Here is a 12,775-nt window from a genome sequence, read left to right as displayed (position 1 = left end):
GCCGTCCTTACTTCTTCTTGCCTTCCTTGCGGAAGATGAACTCGCCAGCGTACTTGACGCCCTTGCCCTTATAGGGCTCGGGGCCACGATACTCGCGGATCTCCGCGGCGGTCTGGCCGACGACCTGCTTGTCGATGCCGGCGACGACGATTTCCGTCGGCTTCGGCGTCGTGATCGTGACGCCTTCCGGGATCGTGTAGTCGACGTCATGGCTGAAGCCGAGCGACAGCTTCAGAACCTTGCCGGCAACCGCAGCCTTGTAACCGACGCCGTTGATCTCGAGCTTCTTCTCGAAGCCCGCAGTGGTGCCGATGACCAGGTTGTTGATGCGGGCACGCGAGGTGCCCCAGAGCGAGCGGGCGCGCTTGCTCTGCGAACGCGGCTGGACGGCGATGGCGCCGTTCTCCAGCGCGACCGAGACGTCGTCGGGAACCTCGAAGGACATCTCGCCCTTCGAACCCTTGATCTTGACCAACTGGCCGGAAACGTTGGCGGTGACGCCAGCGGGGACCAGAACCGGCCTCTTACCGATACGAGACATTGGATTTCTCCTGATGAGCAGCCGTGCCTGAAAGGTCAGAAGACCTTGCAGAGCACTTCGCCGCCCACGTTCTGCTCGCGGGCAAGGTGATCGGGCATGACACCCTTCGGCGTCGAGATGATGGTGACGCCGAGGCCATCGGCCACGCGCGGCATCGTCTCGACCGAAGAGTAGACACGGCGGCCGGGCTTGGAGACCCGAGAGATCGACCGGATGACCGGCTGGCCCTCATGGTACTTCAGCTCGATGTCGAACTCGGTCCGGCCATTGCCGAACTCGGTCTGGGTGTAGCCGCGGATGTAACCCTCGGACTGAAGCACGTCGAGCACGCGGGCGCGCAGCTTCGAGCCAGGGGTCGAGACGCGCGACTTGCGCCGCAACTGAGCGTTGCGGATGCGGGTCAGCATATCTCCGAGCGGATCGATGATCGCCATGATGCTACCTCCTCACCAGCTCGACTTGACAAGGCCGGGAACCAGCCCCTTGTTGCCGAGCTCGCGCAAAGCAACGCGCGACATCTTCAGCTTGCGGTAGAACGCCCGCGGGCGGCCGGTGACTTCGCAACGGTTCCGCACGCGAATGCCGGCGGAGTTGCGGGGCAGTTCGGCCAGCTTGAGGCGAGCGAGGAAGCGCTCGTCCATGGACTGGCTTTCGTCATTGGCGATCGCGAGAAGCCGCGCGCGCCGGCCCGCGAACTTCTTCACGAGCGCCTTGCGGCGGTTGTTATTCTCGACGGAGCTTTTCTTAGCCATCGATGTCTCCTGGTTTCCGCGTATGAGCCGGTCGGCTCACTGCCGGAACGGGAAGTTGAAGTGCTTGAGCAGGGCGCGAGCTTCGTCGTCCGACTTCGCAGTCGTGCAGACGATCACGTCCATACCCCAGACCTGGTCGACCTTGTCGTAGTTGATCTCCGGAAACACGATGTGCTCCTTGATCCCGAGCGCGAAATTGCCGCGCCCGTCGAACGACTTCGGGTTGAGACCGCGGAAGTCGCGCACGCGCGGCAAGGCGATGGTGACGAGCCGGTCGACGAACTCGAACATCTTGGTCTTGCGCAGCGTGACCTTGCAGCCCACCGCCATGTTCTCGCGCAGCTTGAAGCCGGCGATGGCGAGGCGGGACTTGGTGATGACCGGCCGCTGACCGGCGATCAGGGCGAGGTCGCCGGCGGCGTTGTCGACCTTCTTGCGGTCGGCCGTCGCTTCACCAACGCCCATATTGATGACGATCTTCTCGATCGTCGGCACTTCCATGACGTTCTTGTAGCCGAACTCGGCGATCATGGCCGGACGGACAACGTCCTCGTAGTGCTTCTTCATACGCGGCGTCAGGGCCGCCTGCTGATTGTCAGCCATCGATCAGATCCCCCGAACGCTTGGCGAAACGGACCTTGCGGCCGTCATCGAGCACCTTGAAGCCGACGCGGGTCGGCTTGCCGTCCTTCGGATCGGCGACGGCCAGGTTCGACAGGTCGATCGTGGCTTCCTTGCTGATGATGCCGCCCTCGGACTGCGCCGTGGCCTTGGTGTGCTTCTTCACCAGATTGACGCCACGCACGACGGCGCGGCCGTCCTTCGGCAGGACCTGGAGGACTTCGCCATCCTTGCCCTTGTCGCGGCCGGCGAGCACGACGACCTTGTCGCCCTTCTTGATTTTCGCAGCCATTACAGCACCTCAGGAGCGAGCGAAATGATCTTCATGTGGTTCTTGGCGCGCAGCTCGCGCGGAACCGGTCCGAAGATACGGGTGCCCACAGGCTCCTTCTGGTTGTTGATCAGAACGGCCGCATTGCGGTCGAACCGAATCACCGAACCGTCCGGACGCTTGACGTCCTTGGCCGTGCGAACGACGACCGCCTTCATGACGTCGCCCTTCTTCACGCGGCCGCGCGGGATGGCTTCCTTGATGGAGACCACGATAATGTCGCCGATGCGGGCATAGCGCCGCTTCGAGCCGCCGAGAACCTTGATGCACATCACGCGGCGGGCGCCAGAATTGTCGGCGACCTCGAGATTCGTCTGCACCTGGATCATGGCCTTGATCCTTCCATTCCATATCAGCGCGGTTTCCGGACGAGAGCTTTAGGCTCCGCCCGGACTACGACTGACGGGGGTCGATCGCCCCCTGGCCTCGAAATGACTTTACGCTTTCGGCGCGCCGTCGAGCACAACCCAGCTCTTCAACTTAGAGATGGGCTTGGATTCCTCGATCCAGACCTGATCACCGATCTTGGCCACCTCGCCCTCATCGTGGGCGTGGTAGTTTTTCGAACGGCGAACCGTCTTCTTGAGGAGCGGGTGCGTATACCGCCGCTCCACCTTAACCACAACAGTTTTGTTCTGCTTGTCGCTGACGACGACGCCCTGCAGCACGCGCTTCGGCATGGTCTAACTCCTCAGGCGCTCGCGGCGACGGTCTTGGACCGCTGCAGCGTCTTGATGCGGGCGATCTCCTTGCGGACCTCGGTGACGCGCGAGGTGTTCTCGAGCTGGCCGGTGGCGCGCTGGAAACGCAGGTTGAACTGCTCCTTCTTGAGCTTCAGGAGCTCTTCCTGGAGCTGGTCCGTGCTCATCACCTTGAGATCGGAAAGGCGTTGCGTAGCTTTCATGTCGCCCTCCTTACTCGGCGATGCGCTGGATGAAGCGGGTCTTGATCGGGAGCTTGGCCGCCCCGAGACGCAGCGCCTCGCGGGCGGTGTCCTCGGCGACGCCGTCGATCTCGAACATGATCCGGCCCGGCTTGACCTTGGCCGCCCAATACTCGGGCGAGCCCTTGCCTTTACCCATGCGGACTTCGGTCGGCTTCTTGGAAACCGGCACGTCAGGGAACACGCGGATCCAGACGCGGCCGGCGCGCTTCATGGCGCGGGTGATGGCACGACGGGCAGCCTCGATCTGACGGGCAGTGATGCGCTCGGGCATCATCGCCTTCAGGCCGAACTGGCCGAAGTTGAGGTCCGTGCCGCCCTTGGCGGCGCCGGAGATGCGCCCCTTGAACTGCTTACGGAATTTAGTGCGCTTTGGTTGCAGCATGGCTCTTCTCGATCAGCCTTACGCAGCCTGCTCGCGACGTTCGCGACGCTCACCACCGGAGCGGCCGCCCTCGTCCGAGAGGCGCTTGTCCTGGGCCATCGGGTCGTGTTCCAGGATCTCGCCCTTGAAGATCCAGACCTTGATGCCGCACGTCCCGTAGGTCGTGAAGGCGGTGCCGACACCGTAGTCGACATCGGCGCGCAGCGTATGCAGCGGCACGCGACCTTCGCGATACCATTCCAGGCGCGCGATCTCAGCCCCGCCGAGACGGCCCGAGCAGTTGATGCGGATGCCCTCGGCGCCCAGACGCATGGCCGACTGAACGGCCCGCTTCATGGCGCGACGGAAAGCGACGCGGCGCTCGAGCTGCTGGGCGATCGAGTCGGCGACCAGGGTCGCGTCGATCTCCGGCTTGCGCACCTCGACGATGTTGATGGTGACGTCGGCGTTCGTCAGCTTCATCACCGCCTTGCGGAGCTTCTCGATGTCGGCGCCCTTCTTGCCGATCACCACGCCCGGGCGAGCCGAGTGGATGGTGACGCGGCACTTCTTGTGCGGGCGCTCGATGATGATCTTCGAGACGGCGGCCTGCTTCAGCAGCTTCATGAGGGCGGCGCGGATCGCCATGTCCTCGTGGAGCAGCTTGCCATATTCGCCCTTGTTGGCGAACCAGCGCGAATCCCAGGTCCGGTTGATGCCGAGACGAAGGCCGATCGGATTGATTTTCTGACCCATCGTTCTCTCCTCAGGCCTTGGCCGCCTGGACTTCGCGCACCACGATCGTGATGTTGGCGAAGGGCTTCATGATGCGGGCGCCACGGCCGCGGGCGCGGGCGTGGAAGCGCTTCATGACCAGCGCCTTGCCGACGAAAGCCTGGGCGACGACGAGATCGTCGACGTCGAGATCATGATTGTTCTCGGCGTTGGCGATCGCGCTCTGCAGGCACTTGCGCACATCGGTCGAGATCCGCTTGCGCGAGAACTCGAGATCGGCGAGCGCGGTCGAGACCTTCTTGCCACGGATGAGCTGGGCGAGAAGATTCAGCTTCTGCGGGGAGACGCGGAGGTTGCGGGCAACCGCAACCGCCTCGTTCTCAGGCAGCGCACGGGGGGCGGAGGGCTTTCCCATGGCTTACTTCCTCTTCGCCTTCTTGTCGGCAGCGTGGCCGTGGAAGGTGCGGGTCGGCGAGAACTCGCCGAACTTGTGACCCACCATCTCCTCGGACACGGCGACCGGCACATGCTTGTGGCCGTTGTAGACGCCGAACGTCAGACCGACGAACTGCGGCAGGATCGTGGAGCGGCGGCTCCAGATCTTGATGACTTCCTGCCGGGTCGCCGAACGGGCGACCTCGGCCTTTTTCAGAAGGTATCCGTCGACAAACGGACCTTTCCAAAGCGAACGCGCCATGACGGACCTCAGTTCTTCTTCTTGCGGGCGTGACGGCTCGACACGATGAAGGTGTCGGTCCGCTTGTTCGAGCGGGTCTTCTTACCCTTGGTCGGCAGACCCCAGGGCGTGACCGGATGACGGCCGCCCGAGGTGCGGCCTTCACCGCCGCCATGCGGGTGGTCGACCGGGTTCATCGAGACGCCACGGTTGTGCGGACGGCGACCCAGCCAGCGCGAGCGCCCTGCCTTGCCGTCGTTCGTGTTCATGTGGTCCGGGTTCGAAACCGCACCGACGGTCGCATAGCACTGGCCGCTGATCAGGCGCTGCTCGCCGGAGTTCAGACGAACCACGACATAGCCCTGGTCGCGACCGACGATCTGGGCGTAGTTGCCGGCCGAACGCGCGAGCGCCCCGCCCTTGCCGATCTTCAGCTCGACATTGTGGACGATCGTGCCGATCGGCAGCGAGCCCATCGGGGCGGCGTTGCCGGGCTTCACGTCGACCGAGTCGCCGGAGATCACGGTGTCGCCGACCGCCAGGCGCTGCGGCGCCAGGATGTAGGACTGGACGCCGTCGGTATAGGTGATCAGCGCGATGAAGGCGCTGCGGTTCGGATCATACTCGATCCGCTCCACGGTCGCCGGGATGCCGGCCTTGCCGCGACGCTTGAAGTCGATCAGACGCAGCGTGCGCTTGTGGCCACCGCCGCGGAAGCGGACGGTGATGCGGCCGTTGTTGTTGCGGCCGCCCGAGGACGACTTGCCCTCGGTCAGCGCCTTGACGGGCTTGCCCTTGTAGAGCTCGCTGCGGTCGACGATCACGAGCTGGCGAAGGCTCGGCGTGACCGGCTTGAAATGCTTCAAAGCCATGTTGTCGATCCTCTCTTACAGGCCCGTGGTCACGTCGATGGAGTGACCTTCTTCGAGGGTCACGACCGCCTTCTTGACGTCCGAGCGCTGGCCGAGCCGGCCCCGGAAGACCTTGACCTTGCCCTCGGTGACCAGCGTGTTGACGCTCTTCACCTTGACGTCGAACAGCTTCTCGACCGCCGCCTTGATCTGCGGCTTCGTCGCGGTCTTGGCAACCTCGAAAACGACCTTGTTGTGCTCGGAGAGCATGGTCGCCTTCTCGGTGATCACCGGGCTGACGATGACGTCGTAGTGCCGCGGATCCATGTTCTTGGACTGGCTCATTTGAAGCGCGCCTCCAGCGCATCGACAGCCGAGCGCGTCAACACGAGCTTGTCGCGACGCAGGATGTCATAGACGTTGATACCCTGAACCGGCAGGACGTCGACATTCGGGATCGAGCGCGCGGCCAGGCCGAAGTTCGCATCGATCTCGGCGCCGCCGATCACCAGCGCGCTCGACAGGTCGAGCTTGCTGAAATGGCCGAGCAGGATCTTGGTCTTCGGCTCTGCGAGCTTCGCATCGTCGATGATGATCAGGCCGTCATCCTTGGCCTTGGCCGAAAGCGCATGGCGCAGGGCCAGGGCCTTCACCTTCTTCGGCAGGTCGTGCGCGTGATCGCGCACCACCGGCCCGAAGGCCTTGCCGCCGCCGCGGAACTGCGGGGCCGAAGCGGCGCCGTGGCGAGCGCCGCCAGTGCCCTTCTGCTTGTAGATCTTCTTGCGGGTGCGATCGATCTCCGAGCGGCCCTTGGTCTTGTGCGTACCGGCGCGACGCTTGGCGAGCTGATAGCGGACCATGCGGGCGAGCAGGTCGGCGCGCGGCTCGAGGCCGAAGATCGCGTCCGAAAGCTCGACGGAACCGGCGTTACCGCCTTCGAGAGTGGTGATATCGAGCTTCATCACGCGTTCTCCTCAACCGTCTCGGCCGCAGGAGCCTGGGCGTCGCCACCGGCGACCTTGAACTTGCCCGGAAGCGGAGCGTCCTTCGGCAAAGCGCGCTTGACCGCATCGCGGACATGGATCCAGCCACCAGCCACGCCGGGGACCGCGCCCTCGACCAGGATCAGACCGCGCTCGACATCCGTCTGGACGACGCGCAGGTTCTGCGTGGTCACGCGATCGACACCCATATGGCCGGGCATCTTCTTGTTCTTGAAGGTCTTGCCGGGATCCTGGCGACCGCCGGTCGAACCGATCGAGCGATGCGAGATCGAGACGCCGTGCGTGGCGCGCAGACCACCGAAGTTCCAGCGCTTCATGCCGCCGGCGAAACCCTTACCGGTGGTGGTGCCGCTGACATCGACGAACTGGCCGACGACGAAATGGTCGGCGGTGAGCTCGGCGCCGACCGGGATCAGCGCGTCGTTGCTGACGCGGAACTCGACGAGCTTCTGCTTCGGCTCGATCTTGGCGACGGCGAAATGGCCGCGCTGCGCCTTCGAGACGTTCTTGACCTTGGCCAAGCCCGACCCGAGCTGCACGGCGACATAGCCGTTCTTCTCGACCGTGCGATGCGCGACAACCTGGCAGTTGTCGAGCTTCAACACCGTGACCGGGATATGCTCGCCGGCATCGGTGAAGATGCGGGTCATCCCGACTTTCTGTGCAATCACACCGGAACGCATCGGTGCACACCTTCCCTTGGGGTCATGTCCATCCGGGAAAGCACCCGGAAACAGAGGACCCGATGATGGATCAGAGCTTGATTTCGACGTCGACGCCGGCGGCGAGATCGAGCTTCATGAGGGCGTCGACCGTCTGCGGGGTCGGGTCGACGATATCGAGAACCCGCTTATGGGTCCGCATCTCGAACTGCTCGCGCGACTTCTTGTCGATGTGCGGCGAGCGGTTGACGGTGAACTTCTCGATCAGCGTCGGCAGCGGGATCGGGCCGCGAACCTGGGCGCCAGTCCGCTTCGCGGTCGAGACGATCTCGCGAGTCGAAGCATCGAGGATGCGATGATCGAACGCCTTGAGGCGGATCCGGATATTCTGACCGTTCATGGTCTTGTTATCTCCGTGACGTGAAAAGGCGAAGGCCCGCAAAGGGCCTTCGCCCTCAGATCAGCCAGCGTTACGCGAGGATCGTTGCGACGACGCCGGCACCGACGGTGCGGCCGCCTTCACGGATGGCGAAGCGCAGCTTCTCTTCCATCGCGATCGGCACGATCAGGTGCACTTCCATCGAGATGTTGTCGCCCGGCATCACCATCTCCGTGCCTTCCGGCAGGTGCACCACGCCGGTCACGTCCGTCGTGCGGAAGTAGAACTGCGGGCGGTAATTGGTGAAGAACGGGGTGTGGCGACCGCCCTCTTCCTTGGTCAGGATGTAGGCCTCGGCCTTGAACTTGGTGTGCGGCTTCACCGAGCCCGGCTTGCACAGCACCTGGCCGCGCTCGACGTCCTCGCGCTTCGTGCCGCGCAGCAGCGCGCCGATGTTGTCGCCGGCCTGGCCCTGGTCCAGCAGCTTGCGGAACATCTCGACGCCCGTGACGGTCGTCTTCACCGTGTCCTTCAGACCGACGATCTCGATTTCCTCGCCGACCTTGACGATGCCGCGCTCGACGCGACCGGTCACGACCGTGCCGCGGCCAGAGATCGAGAACACGTCTTCCACCGGCATCAGGAACGGCTGGTCGATCGGACGCTCAGGCTGCGGGATGTAGTCGTCCACCGTCTTCATCAGCGCGATCACCGCGTCATGCCCGATCTCAGGCGTCACGCCGTCCAGCGCGGCCTTGGCCGAGCCCTTGGTGATCGGAATGTCGTCGCCCGGGAAATCGTACTTCGACAGAAGCTCGCGGATCTCCATCTCGACCAGCTCGAGCAGCTCGGCGTCGTCGACCAGGTCGACCTTGTTCATGAACACCACAAGCGCGGGAACGCCGACCTGGCGCGCCAGCAGGATGTGCTCGCGGGTCTGCGGCATCGGGCCGTCGGCAGCCGAAACAACAAGGATCGCGCCGTCCATCTGCGCCGCGCCCGTGATCATGTTCTTCACATAGTCGGCGTGACCGGGGCAGTCGACGTGAGCATAGTGACGCGCAGGCGTCTCGTACTCGACATGCGACGTCGAGATCGTGATCCCGCGCGCCTTCTCCTCAGGAGCCTTGTCGATCTGGTCATAAGCCGTGAACGAAGCGCCGCCAGCCTCCGCCAGAACCTTCGTGATCGCAGCCGTCAAAGACGTCTTGCCATGGTCAACGTGACCAATCGTGCCGATGTTGCAGTGCGGCTTCGTGCGGGAGAACTTCTCTTTGGCCATGTCAGCCTCCGTCCGTCAAATCTTGTTCAAGTGTTCGGTTTAAGTCTTTGTCAGCTCAGGCGTACTTGGCCTGGACCTCGGCGGCCACCGCCGAAGGAACCTGCTCATAGTGGTCGAACTGCATGGTGTAGTTGGCACGCCCCTGGCTGAACGAACGCAGCTGGTTGACATAGCCGAACATGTTGGCGAGCGGCACCATCGCGTTGATCACGACGGCGTTGCCACGCATGTCCTGGCCCTGGATCTGACCGCGACGCGAGTTCAGGTCGCCGATGACCGAACCGGTATAGTCCTCCGGGGTCACGACCTCGACCTTCATGATCGGCTCGAGCAGCACCGCGCCAGCCTTCTGCAGCGCTTCGCGCAGACCGGCACGCGAGGCGATTTCGAAGGCCAGAGCCGACGAGTCGACCTCGTGGAAGGCGCCGTCGGTCAGGGTGACCTTGACGTCGACCACCGGGAAGCCGGCGAGCACGCCGGAGCCGATGACCGAGTTGAGGCCCTTCTCGACGCCCGGGATGTACTCCTTGGGAACCGTTCCGCCGACGATCTTCGACTCGAACTCGAAGCCCTTGCCGGTCTCGTTCGGCTCGACCGTGAACTTGACACGGGCGAACTGGCCGGTACCGCCGGTCTGCTTCTTGTGGGTGTAGTCGACGTCGACCTTCTTGGTGATGGTCTCGCGATAGGCCACCTGCGGCGCGCCGATATTGGCGTCGACCTTGTAGGTGCGGCGCAGGATGTCGACCTTGATGTCGAGATGCAGCTCGCCCATGCCCTTGAGAATGGTCTGGCCGCTCTCCTGGTCGGTCGAGACGCGGAAGGACGGATCCTCGTTCGCGAGCTTCGACAGGGCCAGGCCCAGCTTCTCCTGGTCGGCCTTGGACTTCGGCTCGATCGCGATCGTGATGACCGGCTCGGGGAACTCCATGCGCTCCAGGATCACCGCCTTGACGGGATCGCACAGCGTGTCGCCGGTGCGGACGTCCTTGAGGCCGGCCAGGGCGACGATGTCGCCGGCGAAAGCCTCCTTGATGTCCTCACGGTTGTTCGCATGCATCAGCAGCATGCGGCCGACACGTTCCTTCTTGTCGCGCGTCGAGTTGATGACGCTAGCGCCAGCCTCGACCTTGCCCGAATAGACGCGGCAGAAGGTGATGGTGCCGACGAAGGGGTCGTCCATGATCTTGAAGGCGAGCATGGAGAAGGGATCCTCGTCCGTCGGACGACGAACGGTCTCTTCCTCGGTCTTGAAGTCGATGGCCTTGATCTCGCCGCGATCGACCGGCGACGGCAGGAAGTCGACGACGGCGTCGAGCAGCGGCTGCACGCCCTTGTTCTTGAAGGCCGAGCCGCAAAGCACCGGGTGGAACGCACGGCGCTGAACCGCGGTGCGGATCAGCCTGCGCAGCGTGTCGGCGTCCGGCTCGTTGCCTTCGAGATAGGCTTCCATCGCCGCATCGTCCATCTCGACGGCGGCTTCGATCAGCTTGTTGCGATACTCGGCGGCCTTGTCGGCGAGATCGGCCGGAATGTCGCGCTCGTTATAGGACGCGCCGAGAGCCTCGCCGTCCCAGACGATCGCCTTCATCTTGATCAGGTCGACGACGCCCTGGAAGTCCGACTCGGCCCCGATCGGGATCTGCAGGCAGACCGGCTTGCCGGCGACGCGGTCGATGATGTCCTGGACGCAGCGGAAAAAATCGGCGCCGATCTTGTCCATCTTGTTGACGAAGACGACGCGCGGAACGTCGTACTTGTCGGCCTGGCGCCAGACGGTCTCGGTCTGGGGCTCGACGCCCTGGTTGCCGTCGAGCACGCAGACGGCACCGTCGAGCACGCGCAGCGAACGCTCGACTTCGATGGTGAAGTCGACGTGACCGGGGGTGTCGATGATGTTCAGGCGGTTGTCGCGCCAGAAGCAGGTCGTCGCGGCGGACGTGATCGTGATGCCGCGCTCCTGCTCCTGGGTCATCCAGTCCATGGTCGCCGAGCCGTCATGCGTCTCGCCGAGCTTATGGTTCTTGCCCGTGTAAAACAGGATGCGCTCGGTCGTCGTCGTCTTGCCCGCATCAATGTGGGCCATGATGCCGAAGTTGCGATAGCTCTCGATGGGGTGGGAACGGGCCATGGAAGTGCTCTGTTTTTCCGGGGTGTCGCGGACGGATTACCAGCGATAGTGCGAGAAGGCGCGGTTGGCTTCCGCCATCCGGTGCGTGTCTTCGCGCTTCTTCACGGCGTTGCCGCGGTTGTTGGCGGCATCCATCAGCTCGGCCGAGAGACGCTCGACCATCGTACGGTCGTTGCGCGCACGGGCCGCGGCGATGAGCCAGCGGATCGCCAGCGCCTGACGACGCTCCGAGCGAACCTCGACGGGGACCTGGTAGGTCGCACCGCCGACGCGGCGGGAGCGGACCTCGATCGCCGGAGCGACGTTCTCGAGAGCGCTCTTGAAGACGGCGAGCGGGTCGCTCTTCATCTTGCCCTCGATGATGTCGAAGGCGCCGTAGACGATGCCTTCGGCCGTCGACTTCTTACCTTCGTACATGACGGAGTTCATGAACTTCGTCAGGATCACGTCGCCATACTTGGCGTCCGGGATGATCTCGCGTTTTTCGGCGCTATGGCGGCGGGACATCGTCTAGTCTCCGGTCAAATCTCTAAACTGCGAACCGGCCGGGCCCCTGCCCCGCCGGTTCGGCACAAATCACTTCGGACGCTTGGCGCCGTACTTCGAACGACGCTGCTTACGGTTCTTGACGCCCTGCGTATCGAGCACGCCGCGCAGGATGTGGTAGCGCACGCCGGGAAGGTCCTTGACGCGGCCGCCGCGGATCATGACGACGGAGTGCTCCTGGAGGTTGTGACCCTCGCCAGGAATGTAACCGATGACCTCGAAGCCATTGGTCAGGCGCACCTTGGCGACCTTGCGGAGCGCCGAGTTCGGCTTCTTCGGCGTCGTCGTATAGACGCGCGTGCAAACGCCCCGCTTCTGCGGGCAATTCTCAAGTGCCGGAGCGGAGTTGCGCGCCTTGACGGGCGAACGCGGCTTGCGGATCAGCTGGCTGATTGTCGGCATTTAAGGCCTCTCGCTCCCCTGAGCGCTTTGAAAAATCTCATGGTCCTTCCGGCGCCGGCGAAGCCATGACACAAACGAAGCCGCGCCATCGGCGCCCTTTAAAGAGGCCTCAGGCGCGCTCGCCATGCAGAGGAACACGGGTGACCCGCATTCATGCGTCCTGCCATGTCGTCTATCGACGCTGGAATTCCGACGGAGTTTCGGTCGCGAAATTCGCTCATACTAGGGATGAGCGACAAACGTGTCCGACAACCGTCGACAGTGGCGCGCTTATGACTCAGCCGGAGATTCGCGTCAACCCCGGATTTACGAAGTCTCCGGCCCGTGCATGGCGGACCTGCCTCTACGGCGCCATCGGGCGCGCCGGAGTATCCCGCACCCCCTCGCGAGGGGAGCCTGCCGAGGAACCCTAGCGCAGGAACATCGGGGCCAGCAAGGCCCGCCTTCGTTCTCGCGCCGCTCTCCCGTGTTTTGACCGGCATGGCCATGGACCATGCCTGCTGCCTTGCGGATCCTGCGCAGAGCGCGCCTGTCCGGCGGGCCCGCTTCCGCGTG

21 protein-coding genes are annotated in these 12,775 nt (G+C 63.9%); all 21 read right to left on the bottom strand.

Annotated features, from left to right (window positions below; translation table 11 throughout):
- Positions 1–7 precede the first annotated feature (7 nt).
- Positions 8–541 (bottom strand): 50S ribosomal protein L6, encoded by a 534-nt coding sequence (gene rplF, locus AC3RCC_RS13230; protein WP_291641553.1) that lies wholly within the window; start codon positions 539–541, stop codon positions 8–10.
- A gap of 35 nt (positions 542–576) precedes the next feature.
- On the bottom strand, positions 577–975 hold the full coding sequence (gene rpsH, locus AC3RCC_RS13225; protein ID WP_291641555.1) for a 30S ribosomal protein S8: 399 nt from the start codon (positions 973–975) through the stop codon (positions 577–579).
- A 12-nt stretch (positions 976–987) separates the two neighbouring features.
- Positions 988–1,293 carry a 30S ribosomal protein S14 gene (gene rpsN, locus AC3RCC_RS13220; RefSeq protein WP_110489257.1) on the bottom strand — a complete coding sequence of 102 codons (306 nt, stop codon included), beginning with the start codon at positions 1,291–1,293 and terminating at the stop codon, positions 988–990.
- Positions 1,294–1,329: 36 nt separating this feature from the next.
- Positions 1,330–1,896: a 50S ribosomal protein L5 gene (rplE, locus tag AC3RCC_RS13215; protein WP_291641560.1), complete on the bottom strand. Its 567-nt coding sequence runs from the start codon at positions 1,894–1,896 to the stop codon at positions 1,330–1,332.
- Positions 1,889–2,206: a 50S ribosomal protein L24 gene (rplX, locus tag AC3RCC_RS13210; RefSeq protein ID WP_066480055.1), complete on the bottom strand. Its 318-nt coding sequence runs from the start codon at positions 2,204–2,206 to the stop codon at positions 1,889–1,891. Before rplX ends, rplE begins: the two co-directional genes overlap by 8 nt.
- Positions 2,206–2,574 (bottom strand): 50S ribosomal protein L14, encoded by a 369-nt coding sequence (gene rplN / locus AC3RCC_RS13205; RefSeq protein ID WP_066480057.1) that lies wholly within the window; start codon positions 2,572–2,574, stop codon positions 2,206–2,208. The genes rplX and rplN overlap by 1 nt, the downstream gene beginning before the upstream one ends.
- A 108-nt stretch (positions 2,575–2,682) precedes the next feature.
- Positions 2,683–2,925, bottom strand: a complete 243-nt coding sequence (gene rpsQ, locus AC3RCC_RS13200; protein ID WP_066480058.1) for a 30S ribosomal protein S17 — start codon at positions 2,923–2,925, stop codon at positions 2,683–2,685.
- Between the two features lie 11 nt (positions 2,926–2,936).
- Complete coding sequence (rpmC, locus tag AC3RCC_RS13195; protein WP_291641566.1) at positions 2,937–3,149, bottom strand: 50S ribosomal protein L29; 213 nt, start codon at positions 3,147–3,149, stop codon at positions 2,937–2,939.
- 10 nt (positions 3,150–3,159) lie between these two features.
- Positions 3,160–3,573 carry a 50S ribosomal protein L16 gene (gene rplP, locus AC3RCC_RS13190; RefSeq protein WP_291641568.1) on the bottom strand — a complete coding sequence of 138 codons (414 nt, stop codon included), beginning with the start codon at positions 3,571–3,573 and terminating at the stop codon, positions 3,160–3,162.
- 18 nt (positions 3,574–3,591) lie between these two features.
- Positions 3,592–4,308, bottom strand: a complete 717-nt coding sequence (gene rpsC / locus AC3RCC_RS13185) for a 30S ribosomal protein S3 (protein WP_291641570.1) — start codon at positions 4,306–4,308, stop codon at positions 3,592–3,594.
- 10 nt (positions 4,309–4,318) lie between these two features.
- Positions 4,319–4,702, bottom strand: a complete 384-nt coding sequence (rplV, locus tag AC3RCC_RS13180; RefSeq protein WP_066480071.1) for a 50S ribosomal protein L22 — start codon at positions 4,700–4,702, stop codon at positions 4,319–4,321.
- A 3-nt stretch (positions 4,703–4,705) separates the two neighbouring features.
- Positions 4,706–4,984: a 30S ribosomal protein S19 gene (gene rpsS / locus AC3RCC_RS13175; protein WP_066480075.1), complete on the bottom strand. Its 279-nt coding sequence runs from the start codon at positions 4,982–4,984 to the stop codon at positions 4,706–4,708.
- Between the two features lie 8 nt (positions 4,985–4,992).
- A complete protein-coding gene (gene rplB, locus AC3RCC_RS13170) occupies positions 4,993–5,835 on the bottom strand; it encodes a 50S ribosomal protein L2 (RefSeq protein ID WP_291641573.1) in 843 nt (280 codons plus the stop codon).
- 15 nt (positions 5,836–5,850) lie between these two features.
- The gene (locus AC3RCC_RS13165) at positions 5,851–6,159 is read right to left on the bottom strand and encodes a 50S ribosomal protein L23 (protein ID WP_291641576.1); all 309 of its coding nucleotides are present in this window, start codon (positions 6,157–6,159) and stop codon (positions 5,851–5,853) included.
- Complete coding sequence (rplD, locus tag AC3RCC_RS13160; protein WP_492258664.1) at positions 6,156–6,776, bottom strand: 50S ribosomal protein L4; 621 nt, start codon at positions 6,774–6,776, stop codon at positions 6,156–6,158. The genes AC3RCC_RS13165 and rplD overlap by 4 nt, the downstream gene beginning before the upstream one ends.
- Positions 6,776–7,501 (bottom strand): 50S ribosomal protein L3, encoded by a 726-nt coding sequence (gene rplC, locus AC3RCC_RS13155; RefSeq protein ID WP_492258663.1) that lies wholly within the window; start codon positions 7,499–7,501, stop codon positions 6,776–6,778. The genes rplD and rplC overlap by 1 nt, the downstream gene beginning before the upstream one ends.
- 70 nt (positions 7,502–7,571) lie before the next feature.
- Positions 7,572–7,880, bottom strand: coding sequence for a 30S ribosomal protein S10 (gene rpsJ / locus AC3RCC_RS13150; RefSeq protein WP_043237115.1), 309 nt, complete (start codon positions 7,878–7,880; stop codon positions 7,572–7,574).
- A gap of 70 nt (positions 7,881–7,950) precedes the next feature.
- On the bottom strand, positions 7,951–9,141 hold the full coding sequence (gene tuf / locus AC3RCC_RS13145; RefSeq protein WP_492258662.1) for an elongation factor Tu: 1,191 nt from the start codon (positions 9,139–9,141) through the stop codon (positions 7,951–7,953).
- A gap of 55 nt (positions 9,142–9,196) precedes the next feature.
- Positions 9,197–11,272, bottom strand: a complete 2,076-nt coding sequence (gene fusA / locus AC3RCC_RS13140; protein WP_291642195.1) for an elongation factor G — start codon at positions 11,270–11,272, stop codon at positions 9,197–9,199.
- Between the two features lie 36 nt (positions 11,273–11,308).
- Positions 11,309–11,779 carry a 30S ribosomal protein S7 gene (gene rpsG / locus AC3RCC_RS13135; protein ID WP_291642193.1) on the bottom strand — a complete coding sequence of 157 codons (471 nt, stop codon included), beginning with the start codon at positions 11,777–11,779 and terminating at the stop codon, positions 11,309–11,311.
- A 69-nt stretch (positions 11,780–11,848) separates the two neighbouring features.
- Complete coding sequence (gene rpsL / locus AC3RCC_RS13130) at positions 11,849–12,220, bottom strand: 30S ribosomal protein S12 (RefSeq protein ID WP_066480217.1); 372 nt, start codon at positions 12,218–12,220, stop codon at positions 11,849–11,851.
- Positions 12,221–12,775: the final 555 nt, after the last annotated feature.

It is taken from the genome of Allobosea sp. GW823-FHT01F03 (assembly GCF_058798075.1).
The sequence above is the reverse complement of the archived record's forward strand: the minus strand, read 5'-3'. Positions and strand labels throughout refer to the sequence as shown.